General features: G+C 41.8%; 14 protein-coding genes. 12 read left to right on the top strand and 2 right to left on the bottom strand.

Annotated features, from left to right (window positions below; translation table 11 throughout):
* Window positions 1–153 precede the first annotated feature (153 nt).
* From HMPREF9009_RS01810 to HMPREF9009_RS01795, 4 genes are read left to right on the top strand one after another with little or no spacing between them, the layout of a single operon-like run.
* A complete protein-coding gene (locus tag HMPREF9009_RS01810; RefSeq protein WP_008023145.1) occupies window positions 154–1485 on the top strand; it encodes a TolC family protein in 1332 nt (443 codons plus the stop codon).
* A gap of 22 nt (window positions 1486–1507) precedes the next feature.
* Window positions 1508–2599 (top strand): HlyD family secretion protein, encoded by a 1092-nt coding sequence (locus tag HMPREF9009_RS01805; protein WP_049701279.1) that lies wholly within the window; start codon window positions 1508–1510, stop codon window positions 2597–2599.
* A 49-nt stretch (window positions 2600–2648) separates the two neighbouring features.
* Window positions 2649–4286, top strand: a complete 1638-nt coding sequence (locus HMPREF9009_RS01800; RefSeq protein WP_004302396.1) for an efflux MFS transporter permease — start codon at window positions 2649–2651, stop codon at window positions 4284–4286.
* Window positions 4287–4324: 38 nt separating this feature from the next.
* Window positions 4325–5200 carry a helix-turn-helix domain-containing protein gene (locus tag HMPREF9009_RS01795; protein WP_049701278.1) on the top strand — a complete coding sequence of 292 codons (876 nt, stop codon included), beginning with the start codon at window positions 4325–4327 and terminating at the stop codon, window positions 5198–5200.
* 4 nt (window positions 5201–5204) lie between these two features.
* On the opposite strand, the gene upp is transcribed toward HMPREF9009_RS01795, so the two are convergent.
* Window positions 5205–5858 carry a uracil phosphoribosyltransferase gene (upp, locus tag HMPREF9009_RS01790; protein ID WP_008023141.1) on the bottom strand — a complete coding sequence of 218 codons (654 nt, stop codon included), beginning with the start codon at window positions 5856–5858 and terminating at the stop codon, window positions 5205–5207.
* 280 nt (window positions 5859–6138) lie between these two features.
* Between upp and pckA the strand changes: the two genes are divergently transcribed.
* From pckA to HMPREF9009_RS01765, 5 genes are all read left to right on the top strand, one after another.
* The gene (gene pckA / locus HMPREF9009_RS01785; RefSeq protein WP_004317539.1) at window positions 6139–7746 is read left to right on the top strand and encodes a phosphoenolpyruvate carboxykinase (ATP); all 1608 of its coding nucleotides are present in this window, start codon (window positions 6139–6141) and stop codon (window positions 7744–7746) included.
* Window positions 7747–7895: 149 nt separating this feature from the next.
* Entirely contained in the window at window positions 7896–9203 is a 1308-nt protein-coding gene (locus tag HMPREF9009_RS01780) for a MutS-related protein (protein WP_049701277.1), read from the top strand.
* A 117-nt stretch (window positions 9204–9320) separates the two neighbouring features.
* The gene (locus tag HMPREF9009_RS01775) at window positions 9321–11813 is read left to right on the top strand and encodes a glycosyl hydrolase family 95 catalytic domain-containing protein (RefSeq protein WP_049701276.1); all 2493 of its coding nucleotides are present in this window, start codon (window positions 9321–9323) and stop codon (window positions 11811–11813) included.
* A 31-nt stretch (window positions 11814–11844) separates the two neighbouring features.
* Window positions 11845–12402, top strand: coding sequence for a chromate transporter (locus HMPREF9009_RS01770; RefSeq protein ID WP_004317546.1), 558 nt, complete (start codon window positions 11845–11847; stop codon window positions 12400–12402).
* On the top strand, window positions 12399–12923 hold the full coding sequence (locus HMPREF9009_RS01765; RefSeq protein ID WP_004317547.1) for a chromate transporter: 525 nt from the start codon (window positions 12399–12401) through the stop codon (window positions 12921–12923). The genes HMPREF9009_RS01770 and HMPREF9009_RS01765 overlap by 4 nt, the downstream gene beginning before the upstream one ends.
* Window positions 12924–13014: 91 nt before the next feature.
* Here HMPREF9009_RS01765 and typA read toward each other — a convergent pair whose 3' ends face one another.
* Window positions 13015–14814 (bottom strand): translational GTPase TypA, encoded by a 1800-nt coding sequence (gene typA / locus HMPREF9009_RS01760; protein ID WP_049702199.1) that lies wholly within the window; start codon window positions 14812–14814, stop codon window positions 13015–13017.
* A 155-nt stretch (window positions 14815–14969) separates the two neighbouring features.
* Between typA and rpsO the strand changes: the two genes are divergently transcribed.
* From rpsO to HMPREF9009_RS01745, 3 genes are all read left to right on the top strand, one after another.
* The gene (gene rpsO / locus HMPREF9009_RS01755) at window positions 14970–15239 is read left to right on the top strand and encodes a 30S ribosomal protein S15 (protein ID WP_004296393.1); all 270 of its coding nucleotides are present in this window, start codon (window positions 14970–14972) and stop codon (window positions 15237–15239) included.
* 186 nt (window positions 15240–15425) lie between these two features.
* Window positions 15426–16001: a helix-turn-helix domain-containing protein gene (locus HMPREF9009_RS01750; protein ID WP_004296396.1), complete on the top strand. Its 576-nt coding sequence runs from the start codon at window positions 15426–15428 to the stop codon at window positions 15999–16001.
* 35 nt (window positions 16002–16036) lie between these two features.
* Window positions 16037–17686 carry an AMP-binding protein gene (locus HMPREF9009_RS01745; protein WP_049701275.1) on the top strand — a complete coding sequence of 550 codons (1650 nt, stop codon included), beginning with the start codon at window positions 16037–16039 and terminating at the stop codon, window positions 17684–17686.
* The last annotated feature ends 28 nt before the right edge of the window (window positions 17687–17714 follow it).

Genomic DNA, 17714 nt, shown 5'->3' with positions numbered 1-17714 from the left:
TCATAGAAACATATTAAGTGTAATGTTTTTGAGAGTAGTTGTTTATTGTTTGTTCATTGAAAAAGGAAAATATGAATATAAACAAATAGTTTGTGGATAGTCTTATTATGCTGTAAGCTACTAAATTTGTAGCCAATAATAGAGCATTATGTTATGAAAAGACTACTATTCATTTTTTCCTTTTTTTTCTTGTTCGTGTTACGTGGGAACACACAGGAGGTAGAGATTCTGACATTAGAGGATTGTCTCCGCATTGGTATTGACAATAACTTGTCGTTAGAAGGGAAACGTAAAGAAATACAAAAAAGTAAATATGGCGTATCTGAAAACCGTTCAAAGCTGCTGCCGCAAATTAATGCGATAGCCGGTTATAATAACAATTTTGATCCTCCGGTGTCAGTCACAGACGGTTCATCTTACGGAGTTCCCTATAATATAACGAAAACATTGCAACATTCTGCTAATGCAGGACTGGAAATGCAGATGCCGCTTTTCAATCAGACTCTTTATACTTCTATGTCCATAGCTAAAGTGATGGAAGAAATCAGCCGTCTGTCTTATGGAAAAGCCAGGGAAGATGTTATTCTTCAAATCAGTAAGATGTATTATCTCGGACAGGTCACGGCCGAACAAATCATGCTGATAAAAGCAAATATCACCCGTCTGGAAGAATTGAGAGATATTACACAGGCTTTCTTCGATAATGGAATGTCCATGGAAGTCGATCTGAAAAGAGTCAATATCAATTTGGAAAATCTGAAGGTGCAATATGACAATGCACAAGCAATGATGAAACAGCAATTGAATATGCTGAAATACATTATGGATTATCCGGCTGAAAAGGAAATCGCGCTGACACCGGTAAATACCGATAGCATTACTACGGTAGCCCTGACCGGCTTGTCGGAAAATATCTATGAACTTCAACTCTCACAATCGCAAGTGCAACTGGCGGAACGACAAAAGAAGATCATTACTAATGGATATATCCCTTCTCTTAGTCTGACAGGCAGCTGGCGATATGCTGCATATACGGATAAAGGTTATCATTGGTTCCACTCCGGTCCGTCCAATCAATGGTTTCGTTCCTATGGAGTGGGGCTAACCTTGCGTATTCCGATTTTCGACGGACTGGATAAAACCTATAAAATAAAGAAGGCGATGATCGATATAGAGAACAAAAGACTGGCATGGGAAGATGCCCGGAAGAATCTGCAAACTCAATATCTGAATGCTGTGAACGACCTGATGAACAATCAGCGTAACTTTAAGAAACAGAAGGATAACTACTTGCTTGCCGAAGATGTGTACGCAGTCACTTCCGACCGTTACCGGGAAGGCATTGCTTCTATGACGGAAGTGCTGCAAGATGAAATGCAGATGAGCGAAGCTCAAAACAACTATATCAGCGCACATTATAACTATCGGGTGACTAACCTGATGCTGCTTAAACTGACCGGACAAATAGAATCATTAGTCAAATAATACGCAAATAACAATCATAAATATGGAAACAATAGAAAATAACCTTCCTTCCGCTACTCATCAGGAGAAAGCAAAAAAAATGAAGAAACTTCGTCGCTGGCAGATTGCTATCAGCCTTCTCGGAGTGGCTATTATTGTTTGGGGAGTGATTGAAGTGATCTGCCTTTTTTTGAATTATAGCCAGACGGAGACTAGTAACGATGCACAAATAGAACAATATGTGTCTCCTATCAATCTACGTGCTTCAGGTTACATTGACAAAATCTACTTTACAGAACATCAGGAGGTACATAAAGGAGATACTTTGCTGGTACTGGATGATCGTGAATATAAAATTCGCGTAATGGAGGCTGAAGCTGCCTTGAAAGATGCGCAAGCTGGTGCGACCGTCATCAATGCAACACTCAATACCACGCAGACAACAGCATCTGTTTATGATGCGTCTATTGCCGAAATTGAAGTACGGTTGGCGAAACTGGAAAAAGACCGGAAACGATATGAGAACCTCGTGAAACGAAATGCGGCTACTCCTATCCAACTTGAACAGATTGTCACTGATTATGAAGCTACGCATAAGAAACTGGAAGCTACGAAAAGGCAGAAAAAAGCAGCTCTTTCCGGTGTAGATGAAGTGTCCTACCGTCGCATGAATACCGAAGCGGCTATTCAAAGAGCAACAGCTGCGCTCGAAATGGCCCGGTTGAATCTTTCCTATACGGTTGTAATAGCTCCTTGTGACGGAAAACTCGGCCGTCGCTCATTAGAGGAAGGACAGTTTATTTCGGCAGGGCAGACCATCACCTATATTCTTCCTGATACCCAGAAATGGATCGTTGCCAATTATAAGGAGACACAAATCGAGAACCTGCATATCGGACAGGAAGTATTTGTCACAGTAGATGCCATTAGCGATAAAGAGTTTAAAGGCAAAGTCACCTCTATATCAGGAGCTACCGGCTCCAAATATTCATTAGTGCCGACCGATAACTCCGCAGGCAACTTTGTGAAGATCCAACAGCGCATCCCCGTACGCATCGACTTTACCAATTTATCGAAAGAAGACAACGAACGATTAGCAGCAGGCATGATGGTAGTGGTGAAAGCCAAACTCTAACTACCGTGCACCTATAATTCATAAATCATAATTCATAAATCAAAAATTAATGCCCTCTTATCCTAAAAATTATCCTTTCTATAGCTGGATGCCCAAGCCGTTGGGTATTATCATTCTGTTATTTTTCTTTCTGCCGATTCTTACGGTAGGCGGGGTTTATTCGGTGAATAGCACCGAAATGATGAGCGGGCTTGGCATTATATCCGAGCATATCCAGTTTGCCAACTTTGTTACTTCTATTGGTATGGCAGCCTTTGCTCCTTTCCTATATCAGTTGGTGTGTGTGCGGCGGGAGAAGATGATGTGTATTGTCGGGTTTGCGTTCATGTATATATTCAGTTATATCTGTGCAAAGACAGACAGCGTTTTTCTGTTGGCGCTTTGTAGTCTTCTGACGGGGTTCTTGCGTATGGTACTGATGATGGTCAATCTGTTCACACTCATTTGGTATGCGGGTGGAATGGAAGCTACCCGCAATATTACTCCGGGGTTGGAGCCGAAAGATACTGCCGGTTGGAATAAATTGGACATTGAAAGATGTGTGAGTCAGCCGGCTGTTTATCTGTTTTTTATGATTCTAGGACAGTCGGGCACAGCATTGACGGCTTGGCTGTCCTTTGAATATGAGTGGAAATATGTGTATTACTTTATGATGGGGATTCTCCTGATCTCTATTTTGCTCTTGTTTATTACCATGCCGAATTATAAGTTTCCCGGAAGGTTTCCTATTAATTTCCGTAAGTTCGGCAATGTCACTGCATTTTGCATCTCGCTGACTTGTCTCACGTATGTGCTGGTTTATGGAAAAGTACTCGACTGGTATGATGACGAATCTATTCGTTGGGCGACAGCTGTAAGTATTCTGTTTGCGGGAATTTTTCTATATATGGATGTAACGCGCCGGTCGCCTTATGTTTTGCTGGATGCGTTCAAACTGCGTACTATACGTATGGGAGCATTACTTTACTTATTATTGATGGTGATAAACTCCAGTGCTATGTTTGTCAATGTGTTTGCAGGAGTGGGGATGCATCTCGATAATCTGCAAAATGCTTCATTAGGTAATTGGTGTATGGTAGGTTATGCTATTGGTGCCGTGATTGCTATGGTGTTGGGAGGTAAAGGGTTACATTTTAAGTATCTGTTTGCGATGGGATTCTTCTTCCTGTCTTTATCAGCTGTTTTCATGTATTTCGAGGTACAAACGGCAGGAGTTTACGAGCGTCTGAAATATGCAGTTATCATCCGTGCCACAGGCATGATGATTCTGTATGCGCTGACGGCTGCTTATGCCAATCAACGTATGCCTTTTAAATATCTTTCCACCTGGATCTGTATTATGCTTACTGTGCGTATGGTTGTGGGACCGAGTATCGGCGGAGCAATTTATACAAATGTTTTGCAGGAGCGGCAACAACACTATATAACCCGTTATGCGCAAAATGTGGACCTGCTTAATCCGGATGCTTCCACTTCCTTCCTTGGTACGGTACAAGGTATGAAATATCAGGGAAAGAGTGAGACGGAAGCCCGTAACATGGCTGCTATATCTACCAAAGGGCGTATTCAGGTGCAGGCCACGCTCTCTGCACTCAAAGAGATGGCGGGATGGACAATTTATGGTGGGTTAATTTGTATGATATTTGTGCTCGTTGTTCCTTATCCTAAACGAAAATTGCTAACTTAGCGTCGTTTTTGATAATGATCTGTTAATATATTAGTATGATGGATAGCGGACAAGATCGTTTATTGCAGTTTGAACGCGATTTGTTAAGTGGGAAAAATATATGTAGCTCCGAAGGGATATTTGTAAATTTTCCACCCTCACTGAAGAGACCTTTTCAAATGAAAGGACTGGGGCTGATTATTTGCCGCCAGGGTAATTTCCAGTTTTCGCTTAATCAGAAAAAGCATTTCGCAGGAGCAGGCGAAAGTTTGTTTATTCCCGAAGACGGCGAGTTTCAGGTTTTGCAAGAGTCGGAAGACATGGAGGTGCGGATTTTGATTTATCAGATAGAACCGATCCGGGATATTATGGGGAATCTGGTTGTTTCCATGTATATGTATTCCCGTCTTACTCCCGAAGAACCTTCTTGTGTCTGGTCTACTGGTGAGGAAGAAGAGATCGTAAAGTATATGTCCTTATTGGATAATGTGTTACAGTCGGAAGAAAATTCATTTAAACTTTATGAGCAGAAATTACTTCTACTTGCATTGACGTACAGGATTTGCTCTATTTATAATCGCAAACTTGTCAATGACGGGCGGGAAGTGGGAGGACGCAAAAATGAAGTCTTTATTCACTTGATCCAGTTAATCGAAAAATATTATATGCAGGAACGGGGTGTTGAGTTTTATGCGGATAAATTGTGCTTGTCTCCTAAATATCTTTCTGCCGTTTCTAAAAGTATCTGCGGATATACCGTGCAGGAACTTGTATTCAAAGCTATCATTCGTAAGAGCATCTCATTGCTTAAAAATACGCAGAAAGATATTCAGGAGATTTCAAATGCCTTCGGCTTCCCCAATGCTTCTTATTTCGGTACGTTCTTTAAGAAGCAGGTTGGGGTTTCACCGCAGCAATATCGGAAGAATCTTTAAACGTTTATTCTTTTTCGCCGTAGGCAAGATCGCCCGCATCGCCCAGTCCCGGAACAATGTAAGAATGTTCGTTGAGTTCGGGATCGATGGCTGCGCACCAGATTGTTGTCTTGTCTTTCGGAAATACATTCTTTATATGATCGATAGCCTTTTGGCTGGCGATAATCGAAGCAACATGAATTTCAGCAGGGTGTCCTTTCGTCAGCATTGCCTGGTAACTAAGTTCCATACTCCCCCCAGTTGCCAGCATAGGATCGGTGATAATCAGCGTTTTGTCATCAATGCGGGGAGAAGCGATATATTCTATGTGTATATCGAATTTTAGCGTATCTTTATATTTACGATAAGCGGAAACAAACGCATTCTCCGCCCTGTCGAAATAGCTAAGGAAACCTTGATGGAAAGGCAGACCAGCACGCAGGATCGTACTGATTACTAAATTGTTGTCCGGTGTACTGACCGGAGCGATTCCCAGTGGTGTCTGGATGTTCTTTACCGAGTATTTAAACTCTTTACTCATTTCATAAGCCATGATTTCTCCGATCCGTTCGATGTTACGGCGGAAACGCAGGCGGTCGTTCTGAACTTCTACATTTCTAATTTCGGATATGTACTGGTTTAGAATCGAATTAGTTTGGCCAAAATCAATTACTTTCATATTATATTTTAATCAAATTTTAATCTCATTTTCATAGTATTGATAACATACTGGCTTGCAAAGTAAACGATAATCTTTCAAATTGCAATATTCAGTTTGCAGATATTGTTAGGAATTTATAAAAGAGTTTCAATTAGGGAAAAATTTCTCTAATACCTTCTTCCTTTCCAAAGAAAGTATTACTTTTGTAGCCGGATTTACAAGGGGGTATCCAAAGCTCCCCATGTTAAGGTGAAAAGAGATAGAAAACAAAATACCAATTTTAATTAATTCAAAGAAAATGGCAAATTTAGATTTAAGCAAGTACGGCATCACAGGTGTGACTGAGATTTTGCACAATCCGTCTTATGATGTTTTGTTCGCTGAGGAAACAAAACCGAGTCTGGAAGGCTTTGAAAAAGGTCAAGTTACTGAATTAGGCGCTGTGAATGTAATGACAGGTATCTACACCGGTCGTTCTCCTAAAGATAAATTCTTCGTTAAGAATGAAGCTTCTGCTGATTCTGTATGGTGGACTTCCGAAGAATATAAAAACGATAACAAACCATGTACTGAAGAAGCTTGGGCTGACTTGAAAGCTAAAGCTGTAAAACAACTTTCCGGCAAACGTTTGTTCGTTGTTGATACTTTCTGTGGTGCTAACGAAGCTACTCGTATGAAAGTACGTTTCATCATGGAAGTAGCTTGGCAGGCTCATTTCGTAACTAACATGTTCATTCGCCCGACTGCTGAAGAACTTGCTAACTACGGAGAACCTGATTTCGTATGTTTCAACGCTTCTAAAGCAAAAGTTGACAACTACAAAGAACTGGGCTTGAACTCTGAAACTGCTACAGTATTCAACCTGAAGACTAAAGAACAAGTAATCCTGAATACTTGGTACGGTGGTGAAATGAAGAAAGGTATGTTCTCTATCATGAACTACATGAACCCGCTTCGTGGTATCGCTTCTATGCACTGCTCTGCTAACACTGATATGGAAGGAACTAGCTCTGCTATCTTCTTCGGATTGTCTGGTACAGGTAAGACTACTTTGTCTACTGACCCGAAACGTAAATTGATCGGTGACGACGAACACGGATGGGATAACGAAGGTGTATTCAACTACGAAGGTGGTTGCTACGCTAAGGTTATCAACTTGGATAAAGAAAGCGAACCAGATATCTACAATGCTATCAAACGTGACGCTTTACTTGAAAACGTAACTGTTGACGCTAACGGTAAGATTGATTTCACTGACAAGAGCGTGACTGAAAACACTCGTGTTTCTTATCCTATCTATCACATCGAAAACATCGTTAAACCGGTTTCTAAAGGTCCTCACGCAAAACAAGTTATCTTCTTGTCGGCTGATGCGTTCGGTGTATTGCCTCCAGTATCTATCCTGAACCCGGAACAGGCTCAATACTACTTCTTATCTGGATTTACAGCTAAATTGGCTGGTACGGAACGTGGTATCACTGAACCGACTCCGACATTCTCGGCTTGTTTCGGTGCTGCTTTCTTGTCATTGCACCCGACTAAATATGCAGAAGAACTGGTTAAGAAGATGGAGATGACTGGTGCTAAAGCATACTTGGTTAACACTGGATGGAATGGTTCTGGTAAACGTATCTCTATCAAAGATACTCGTGGTATTATCGACGCTATCCTTGACGGTTCTATCGACAAAGCTCCTACTAAGGTTATTCCTTTCTTCGACTTTGTTGTTCCTACAGAACTTCCGGGTGTTGATCCGAAGATCCTTGACCCACGCGACACTTACGAATGTGCTTGCCAATGGGAAGAAAAAGCTAAAGATTTGGCTGGACGTTTCATCAAGAACTTCGCTAAATTTACTGGTAACGAAGCTGGTAAGGCTTTGGTTGCTGCTGGTCCGAAACTCTAATTGGAGAATCAGATATAATATGGAAGGCGGTTCGATTTCGAACCGCCTTTTTTATTGCTATACTGTGTCTTTCTATGAAAAGGAATACTGTCTGTTTATTTTTTTTCCTATATTTGTCAAAACGAGACTATTTACTTTTAAAGACAGCTATGACGTATCTGGATACAGACAAACAGACCTATGCGGATTTAAGCATAACGGAGACTGCAAACAATGAGCAGTTTCTTTTCTCTTTGTTTTCTAAAACAGAAACGAAAGAAGGAAAGTCATTGATGATGAACTGGGTTATGTATCCGTTAAGTGATTTGGATATGATCCGCAAAAGGCAGGAGGCTGTTGCGTGGGATGCTTTACCTGAACTTCTTTTGAATGAAGAAGAATTGGATTTTATTGAATATTATCTGGCTTATCGCGACCAGATCAGGGAAGCACACGTCTTACTGTCATGTGCTACTGTCATAGATCGCCTGTTGAGATATGATTCAACCCGTTATGTTATTTGTCGGGGAGTGAAATTGGTAATACATTTGCTGCATTGTTTGGAGAGGTGGGCGAAAGAATTGGATGAGGATGCCCCACAATTGATGAAGGAGTCAGCCCGTATGGTGAATGATATTTTGTCCGGAAGTGAATTAGGTGAAGTCTTGGAACAGACTTCTGGCGAAGAAAGGCGGCTATCTAATTATACGATAGATAAATACGATTATCTATTTCGCTGTACCCGTTTGTTGTCTTTGAAAGAATTATTATCAGTTTTGTATTTATTGGATGTCTGCCGGACAGCTCATCGGGTAGCGAAAGAGAAAAATTTCTGTTGTACACCGAAAGTGGTGGAAACAATGGATTTTTCGGTCGAGGGTGTAGTTCATCCTTTTGTGAAAAATGTACGGGAGAATAGTTGGGTGATGTCCCGGGGAAATATCAGTATTTTTACGGGTTCTAACATGGCGGGAAAGTCAACCACTTTAAAAGCACTGACTTTGACTGTCTGGCTGGCACATTGCGGACTGCCTGTCCCGGTGAAGTCAATGGTTTGTCCTCTTTACGAAGGTATTTATACTTCTATTAACTTGCCGGACTCTTTGCGTGACGGGCGAAGCCATTTCATGGCAGAGGTTCTTCGTATAAAAGAAGTGATGCAAAAAGCGCTTACAGGAAAACGTTGTTTGGTCGTCTTGGATGAAATGTTTCGCGGAACTAACGCTAAGGATGCTTTTGAGGCTTCTCTTGCAGTCAATGAATTATTGAAAAGATTCTCTTGTTGCCATTTCCTTATATCAACTCATATTCTGGAGTATGCAAAAGCATTTGAAAAAGATCCTGCCTGTTGTTTTTATTATATGGAAGCAGAAATTATTGACGATGCATTTGTTTGTCATCATCGGCTATTGCAGGGGATTTCGGAGGCTAGGGTAGGATATTGGGTCGTGAAAAAACTACTGGCCGGTTTGATATAGTTTCACCTTATTATTGTGCCCATTAAGACAGTATTTTATTTTTATTAAAGGCATATTTTGATTACTTTTGTACAAACCATATACGAGAGAATAATCTTGAATAATAATGCGACAACCATGAAGAAACTCTATTTCTTTCTTATCTGCTCTTTGTTTCTTGTCTCCGGACTTTACGCGGGTGAAACTGATTATACCAAAGGACTTTCCATCTGGTTTGATACTCCCAATACTTTGCAGGGGTATGCCGTGTGGTATGGGGGAAGACCGGATCTGTGGAAAGGTGGTGATAAACCGGAAACAGCAGGAAATGCAGGTCATAATCCGGATCCCGCTTGGGAATCGCAATCATTACCGATAGGGAATGGTAGTTTAGGTGCGAATATCATGGGGTCGGTGGAAGCTGAACGTATTACCTTTAACGAAAAAACGCTTTGGCGTGGCGGTCCGAATACAGCGAAAGGGGCGGACTATTATTGGAATGTCAATAAACAGTCGGCTCATCTTTTGGATGAAATACGTAAGGCATTTACGGAAGGAAATCAGGAAAAGGCTGAAATGCTGACACGTCAAAACTTCAACAGTGAGGTGTCTTATGATGCTGACGGGGAAAATCCTTTCCGTTTCGGCAGTTTTACTACCATGGGAGAGTTTTATGTAGAAACGGGATTGAATATTATAGGGATGAGTGACTATAAACGTATCCTTTCTTTGGACTCTGCAATGGCAGTTGTTCAGTTTAAAAAGGATCATGTGGTTTATCAGCGCAATTATTTCATTTCTTATCCTGCCAATGTGATGGTGATGCGTTTCAGTGCGGATCAACCGGGTAAACAAAACTTGGTTTTCAGTTATGCGCCTAATCCGGTGTCTACCGGGAATATGGCTTCTGACGGTAATAAAGGACTGGTGTATTCCGCATCTCTGGACAATAACGGAATGAAATACGTCGTTCGTATTCAGGCGGAGACAAAAGGCGGAACCTTGTTTAATGCAGATGGAAAACTGACGGTGAAAGGTGCGGATGAAGTCGTGTTTTATATTACGGCTGATACTGATTATAAACCTAACTTTGATCCGGATTTTAAAGATCCGAAGACGTATGTGGGTGTCAATCCGGAAGAAACAACCAAGGAATGGATGAATAACGCAGTGTCACAGAGGTATACTGCTTTGTTTAGTCAGCATTACAATGATTATGCTGCTTTGTTCGATCGGGTTAAATTGAATCTGAATCCGGCGATCAAGGGAAGAAATCTGCCGACTCCCCAGCGGTTGAAAAACTACCGGGCAGGACAGCCGGATTACTATTTGGAAGAATTATATTTTCAATTCGGCCGCTATCTGTTGATTTCAAGTTCCCGTCCGGGCAATATGCCGGCGAATTTGCAGGGTATCTGGCATAATAATGTCGATGGACCGTGGCGTGTGGACTATCATAATAATATCAATATTCAGATGAATTATTGGTCGGTATGCTCCACCAACCTGAATGAATGTATGCTTCCATTGGTCGATTTCATTCGTACGCTGGTAAAACCGGGTGAAAAGACCGCGAAATCTTATTTCGGTGCCAGAGGATGGACGGCATCTATTTCCGGCAATATATTCGGATTTACCACTCCGTTGGAAAGTCAGGATATGTCGTGGAACTTCAATCCTATGGCAGGTCCCTGGCTGGCTACTCATATCTGGGAGTATTATGATTATACAAGAGATCTGAAATTCCTGAAAGAAACGGGTTATGAGTTGATAAAAAGTAGTGCGGACTTTGCTGTCGATTATTTGTGGCATAAACCGGATGGAACATATACGGCTGCTCCATCTACTTCGCCGGAGCATGGCCCTATCGATCAGGGTGCTACCTTTGTACATGCCGTTGTACGTGAGATTTTGCTGGATGCAATCGAGGCGAGTAAAGTGTTGGGCGTAGATAAGAAAGAACGTAAGCAGTGGGAGCATGTGCTTGCCAATCTCGTTCCTTATAAAATAGGGCGGTATGGTCAGTTGATGGAATGGTCGGTAGATATTGATGATCCGAAAGACGAGCATCGGCATGTGAATCATTTGTTCGGACTGCATCCTGGGCATACGGTTTCTCCGGTCACCACTCCCGAACTGGCGAAAGCCGCTAAAGTAGTACTGGTGCATCGTGGTGACGGGGCTACCGGCTGGAGCATGGGCTGGAAGTTGAATCAATGGGCACGTTTGCAAGATGGTAATCATGCTTATACCTTGTTTGGCAATTTGTTGAAGAACGGTACGCTGGATAATTTGTGGGATACACATTCGCCTTTCCAGATTGACGGAAACTTTGGCGGAACAGCTGGTATTACCGAGATGTTGCTTAAAAGTCATATGGGTTTTATTCAGTTGCTGCCTGCTTTGCCGGATGCATGGAAGGAAGGCTCTGTTAGTGGTATCTGTGCAAAGGGGAATTTTGAAGTGGATATGGTTTGGGAGAATAATCAGCTGAAAGAAGCTGTGGTTCATTCTAATGCGGGAGGAAACTGTGTGATAAAGTATGCTGATAAGACTCTTTCTTTTAAAACGGTGAAAGGGCGTAGTTACCGGATTGAATATGATGTGACTAAAGGACTTATTAGACAGTAAATAGAAAATATCGGAAAATTAGAAAGTAGGAATGGTATTAGAGTATTTGAAATTGTTCGTGACGTTTGCGAAGATTGGAATGTTTACTATTGGTGGCGGTTATGCCATGATTCCGTTAATTGAACGGGAGATAGTTGCCAAACAGTGGATGAGTAAGGAAGAATTCATGGAGATGTTTGCCTTGACGCAGTCACTACCGGGTGTGTTTGCTGTGAATATTTCTATTTTTGTAGGATATAAGTTGTATAAAGTGGGTGGGAGCCTGGTATGTGCTTTGGCTACGATTCTTCCCTCCTTTGTTATTATGATGCTGATAGCCATGTTTTTTGCACGGTTTCAAGATAATGAAGTGATGATTCGCATCTTTAATGGAATACGTCCTGCCGTGGTAGCGTTGATTTTGTTTCCTTGTATTTCTGCTGTAAGAGCTCTGAAACTGAAATACCTTCAGTTGGTTGCTCCTGCCATAGCTACTCTTTTGATTTGGCAGTTTGGACTGTCTCCTATTTATATTGTATTGGCAGGAATTCTGGGAGGATTGGTATATACATTGTGGTTGAAAGAAAAAATAATGAATAAAGAGGTATGATATATTTGCAGTTACTTTGGGTGTATCTTAAAATAGGTATGTTCGGTTTTGGAGGTGGATATGCGATGCTTTCCCTTATTCAACATGAGATAGTGGATATTCATCATTGGCTGACTCCCCAACAGTTTACGGATGTGGTGGCGATTTCGCAAATGACTCCGGGGCCGATTGGTATCAATAGTGCTACTTATGTAGGGTATGCGGTAACGCAAAGCGTGTGGGGAGCGGTGCTGGCTACGGTAGCGGTTTGTTTACCTTCTTTTATTCTGGTGTTGCTCATTTCTTATTTCTTTGCGAAGTGCAAGGATAACAAGTATATTAAGGCGGCTATGTCCGGACTGCTACCTATGTCGGTTGCTTTGATTGCTTCGGCTGCATTACTTATGATGAATAGAGAAAATTTTATGGACTATAAAAGTATCGGTATTTTTGCGGCAGCCTTTTTGGTTACATGGAAATGGAATCTTCACCCTATCCTGTTGATTTGTCTGGCGGGTGTGGTAGGATTGTTGTTGTATTAGTAATGCTTGTGATACTTGCAGAAAAAAATAAAATCCCGGTAAAACACAGCGTTTCACCGGGATTTCTATTATAATATTAATGAAAGAATGGTTAGTTCTTGTTGGCACGTTTACGTTCGATTTCGTCCAAAATCACTTTACGCATACGCATTGCCTTTGGAGTAACTTCTACATATTCGTCTTCCTTAATATATTCCAGTGCTTCTTCAAGTGAGAACTGGATAGGCGGAATCAGACGTACTTTGTCATCCGAACCGGAAGCACGCATATTCGTCAGCTTCTTCGATTTGGTTACGTTGATAACCAAGTCGTTGTCGTGAGAGTGCTCGCCTACTACCTGTCCTGCATAGACTTCGTCCTGCGGGAAAATAAAGAACTTACCGCGATCCTGTAATTTGTCGATGGCATAAGCAAAAGCTGTTCCGCTTTCCATAGCAATCATAGAACCATTGGTACGACGTTCAATTTCTCCTTTGTGCGGCTGATATTCTTTGAAACGGTGTGCCATAATGGCTTCACCGGCAGAAGCCGTCAGTACATTGGTACGCAAACCGATGATACCGCGTGAAGGCATATTGAATTCAAGATTGATGCGTTCGCCTGTATTTTCCATCTTTACCATTTCACCTTTACGGCGGGTAACCATATCAATAATCTTGCTGGAATATTCTTCCGGTACGTTGATGGTCAACTCTTCAATCGGTTCGCATTTCACACCGTCGATTTCTCTGAAGATAACCTGTGGCTGACCTACCTGCAATTCATATCCCTCGCGGCGCATTGTTTCAATCAATACAGAAAGGTGGAGTACACCACGGCCGGAAACAATCCATTTACCGTCTTCTTCACTCTTTCTTACGCGGAGAGCCAGGTTCTTGTCGAGTTCCTTCATCAGACGGTCGTGGATGTGACGTGAAGTCACAAACTTGCCATCCTTACCGAAGAAAGGAGAATCGTTGATAGCAAACAACATACTCATGGTCGGTTCGTCGATTGCGATGGGTGGCAGTGCTTCCGGACTTTCGAAATCACAAACTGTATCTCCAATCTCGAATCCGTCAATACCTACCAGCGCGCAGATGTCACCGGAAGAAACCTCATTTGTTTTCACACGGCCTAAGCCTTCGAAAACATGGAGCTCTTTAATTTTGCTCTTGAACATATCGCCGTTACGTTTCACAAGCGTTATATTCATACCTTCTTTTAATGTACCACGATGTACGCGACCTACGGCAATACGACCGGTATAAGAAGAATAATCCAGAGAAGTAATCAACATCTGGGGAGTACCTTCCAATTGTTGCGGTGCCGGAATGTTTTCGACGATACAATCCAGTAGCGGAGTGATGCTGTCAGTTTGTTGCTGCCAGTCGGTGCTCATCCAGTTGTTTTTGGCGGAACCGTAAATCACGGGGAAGTCCAACTGATCTTCTGTTGCGTTCAAGCTGAACACCAAGTCGAAAACCATCTCGTAAACTTCTTCCGGGCGGCAGTTAGGTTTATCTACCTTATTAACTACCACAATGGGTTTCAAACCGATTTCGAGCGCTTTTTGCAGTACGAAACGAGTCTGTGGCATCGGACCTTCGAAGGCATCTACCAACAGAATACAGCCATCGGCCATATTCAATACACGTTCTACTTCACCACCGAAGTCGCTGTGTCCCGGAGTATCAATAATATTAATTTTTGTACCGTTGTAATTGATGGATACGTTTTTGGAGAGAATCGTTATACCACGTTCACGTTCCAAATCGTTGTTATCCAGGATAAGTTCACCACTATTTTGGTTGCTGCGGAATAAATTTCCGGCCAATAGCATCTTGTCAACCAGCGTTGTTTTCCCATGGTCAACATGGGCAATGATTGCAATGTTTCGAATATTTTGCATATAATACCTATTATTTGGCTGCAAAGGTACGAAAATAGGATTAGAAATATGCGCAATGATAGCAATTTTTTCTTGTAAATCGTTGTGTGATATAAAGATAATGCCTATCTTTGCACGCTCAAAAGAATAATTTATCAATTAAAATTCTAAGAATTATGTATTTAGACGCTGCTAAAAAGCAAGAAATCTTCGGAAAGTACGGAAAGTCTAACACTGACACCGGCTCAGCTGAGGCCCAAGTGGCATTGTTTTCCTACCGTATTTCTCACCTGACTGAGCACATGAAGCTCAACAGAAAAGATTATAGTACTGAAAGAGCGTTAACAATGTTGGTAGGTAAGCGTCGTCGCTTACTCGACTACCTGAAAGCAAGAGATATCGAAAGATATCGTGCTATTGTTAAAGAGCTCGGTTTGCGTAAGTAATCTACTTGTCGCGAAAAGATTTAAAGCCGTTCCTCATGATAGAGGAACGGCTTTTTTTTAGTTTCTTCTTTTTCTTCCTGATAGTCGTATTTTCTTCGGTTATAATTGTGTTCATCTAAAGATTTTGCTATTTTTGCAGCTTAATTATTATAATTTATCACCTTTGATAACTAAAATGCTTTCAAAATGGATACAAGTAAGATTGTTGGCGAGAAAATTAAAGCCCTCCGCGAAGATAAATCAATAAGCATAGAAGAGTTGGCGCAACGTTCAGGTTTGGCTATCGAACAGGTTGAACGTATTGAGAATAACATTGATATACCTTCTCTCGCACCGCTGATTAAGATTGCGCGTGTGTTGGGAGTACGTCTGGGTACTTTCCTTGATGATCAGGATGAAGTCGGACCGGTCGTATGCCGTAAGAAAGAGGCCAAGGATGCGATCAGTTTTTCCAATAATGCGATTCACTCTCGCAAACACATGGAATATCACTCGTTGTCCAAGTCAAAGGCGGACCGTCACATGGAACCGTTTATTATCGATGTGATGCCGACGGAAGATACCGACTTCGTGCTTTCTTCTCATGAAGGAGAAGAGTTTATCATGGTTATGGAAGGTATCATGGAAATCAGCTATGGCAAGAACACCTATCTGCTGGAAGAGGGTGATAGTATTTATTATGATTCCATTGTTCCTCATCATGTACATGCTTATGAGGGACAGGCTGCAAAAATCCTGGCAGTAGTTTACACACCGATTTAATGAAATAGTAGGAACCAAGACTTAAGTATAATTACATGCAATTATTTGATCGTACTTTGGGGCAGTGGCTGGAGCACTGGGCTGAAGAGACTCCCGATAAGGAATATATCGTATATTCCGACCGAAATCTCCGTTTTACCTGGAGTCAGTTGAACCGTCGTGTGGATGATATGGCAAAAGGGCTTATTGCCATTGGTGTGGAACGTGGTACTCATGTGGGTATCTGGGCGGCTAATGTTCCCGATTGGTTGACATTGCTATATGCCTGCGCGAAGATTGGTGCGGTATATGTTACAGTGAATACGAACTACAAGCAATCGGAATTGGAGTATCTTTGCCAGAACTCGGATATGCATACGCTTTGTATTGTGAATGGTGAGAAGGATAGTGATTTTGTGCAGATGACATACACGATGCTTCCTGAATTGAAGACTTGTGAGCGTGGACATTTAAAGAGCGAACGCTTTCCATATATGCGAAATGTAGTATATGTAGGTCAGGAAAAACATCGTGGTATGTATAATACAGCGGAGATCCTGCTGTTGGGAGATAATGTGGAAGATGACCGTTTGAACGAACTAAAAAGCAAAGTGGATTGTCACGATGTGGTAAATATGCAATATACGTCGGGCACTACCGGTTTTCCGAAAGGGGTGATGCTGACACATTATAATATCGCCAATAATGGATTTCTGACGGGGGAACACATGAAGTTCACGGCAGATGACAAACTTTGTTGTTGCGTTCCGTTGTTCCATTGTTTTGGGGTAGTATTGGCTACCATGAACTGTCTGACTCATGGTTGTACACAAGTGATGGTAGAACGTTTCGACCCGTTGGTTGTGCTGGCCTCTATTCATAAAGAACGTTGTACGGCTCTTTATGGTGTGCCGACTATGTTTATCGCCGAGTTGCATCATCCGATGTTCGATCTCTTTGATATGTCTTGTCTTCGTACAGGTATTATGGCAGGTTCTCTGTGTCCTGTCGAACTGATGAAGCAGGTGGAAGAGAAGATGTATATGAAGGTGACCAGCGTCTACGGATTGACAGAAGCCGCTCCCGGTATGACGGCCACCCGTATTGATGATCCGTTCGATGTACGTTGTAATACGGTAGGACATGATTTCGAATTTACGGAGGTGAAGGTGATTGACCCTGAAACAGGTGAAGAATGTCCGGTTGGTGTACAAGGTGAAATGTGTAACCGTGGTTATAATACCATGAAAGGATATTATAAGAATCCGGAAGCAACGGCGGAAGTGCTTGATGAAAACAACTTCTTGCATTCCGGCGACTTGGGTATTAAGGATGAAGATGGAAATTACCGGATTACCGGACGTATCAAAGATATGATTATTCGTGGTGGCGAGAATATTTATCCGCGCGAAATAGAAGAGTTTCTTTATAAGCTTGATGGAGTGAAAGATGTTCAGGTGGCTGGTATTCCTTCTAAAAAGTATGGTGAGGCAGTCGGAGCATTTATTATTTTGCAGGAAGGAGTACAAATGCAGGAAGCCGATGTACGTGATTTCTGCAGAAATAAAATATCCCGTTATAAGATTCCGAAATATATCTTCTTTGTGAATGAATTCCCGATGACGGGTAGTGGAAAGATTCAGAAGTTCAGATTAAAAGATCTGGGACTGCAACTTTGCAAGGAGCAGGGAATAGAGATTATTTAGAAACTTATGATTATTTAAAGACACACAA

Source organism: Bacteroides sp. 3_1_13 (assembly GCF_001185845.1).
Lineage (GTDB): Bacteria > Bacteroidota > Bacteroidia > Bacteroidales > Bacteroidaceae > Bacteroides > Bacteroides xylanisolvens.
This window is presented reverse-complemented; position numbering and strand designations above follow the sequence as displayed.

Bases quoted from the DNA above. Each gene is read 5' to 3' on its own strand.
- HMPREF9009_RS01810 (WP_008023145.1), top strand. From the start codon at position 154: ATGAAAAGACTACTATTCATTTTTTCCTTTTTTTTCTTGTTCGTGTTA.
- HMPREF9009_RS01805 (WP_049701279.1), top strand. From the start codon at position 1,508: ATGGAAACAATAGAAAATAACCTTCCTTCCGCTACTCATCAGGAGAAA.
- HMPREF9009_RS01800 (WP_004302396.1), top strand. From the start codon at position 2,649: ATGCCCTCTTATCCTAAAAATTATCCTTTCTATAGCTGGATGCCCAAG.
- HMPREF9009_RS01795 (WP_049701278.1), top strand. From the start codon at position 4,325: ATGGATAGCGGACAAGATCGTTTATTGCAGTTTGAACGCGATTTGTTA.
- upp (WP_008023141.1), bottom strand. From the start codon at position 5,858: ATGAAAGTAATTGATTTTGGCCAAACTAATTCGATTCTAAACCAGTAC.
- pckA (WP_004317539.1), top strand. From the start codon at position 6,139: ATGGCAAATTTAGATTTAAGCAAGTACGGCATCACAGGTGTGACTGAG.
- HMPREF9009_RS01780 (WP_049701277.1), top strand. From the start codon at position 7,896: ATGACGTATCTGGATACAGACAAACAGACCTATGCGGATTTAAGCATA.
- HMPREF9009_RS01775 (WP_049701276.1), top strand. From the start codon at position 9,321: ATGAAGAAACTCTATTTCTTTCTTATCTGCTCTTTGTTTCTTGTCTCC.
- HMPREF9009_RS01770 (WP_004317546.1), top strand. From the start codon at position 11,845: ATGGTATTAGAGTATTTGAAATTGTTCGTGACGTTTGCGAAGATTGGA.
- HMPREF9009_RS01765 (WP_004317547.1), top strand. From the start codon at position 12,399: ATGATATATTTGCAGTTACTTTGGGTGTATCTTAAAATAGGTATGTTC.
- typA (WP_049702199.1), bottom strand. From the start codon at position 14,814: ATGCAAAATATTCGAAACATTGCAATCATTGCCCATGTTGACCATGGG.
- rpsO (WP_004296393.1), top strand. From the start codon at position 14,970: ATGTATTTAGACGCTGCTAAAAAGCAAGAAATCTTCGGAAAGTACGGA.
- HMPREF9009_RS01750 (WP_004296396.1), top strand. From the start codon at position 15,426: ATGGATACAAGTAAGATTGTTGGCGAGAAAATTAAAGCCCTCCGCGAA.
- HMPREF9009_RS01745 (WP_049701275.1), top strand. From the start codon at position 16,037: ATGCAATTATTTGATCGTACTTTGGGGCAGTGGCTGGAGCACTGGGCT.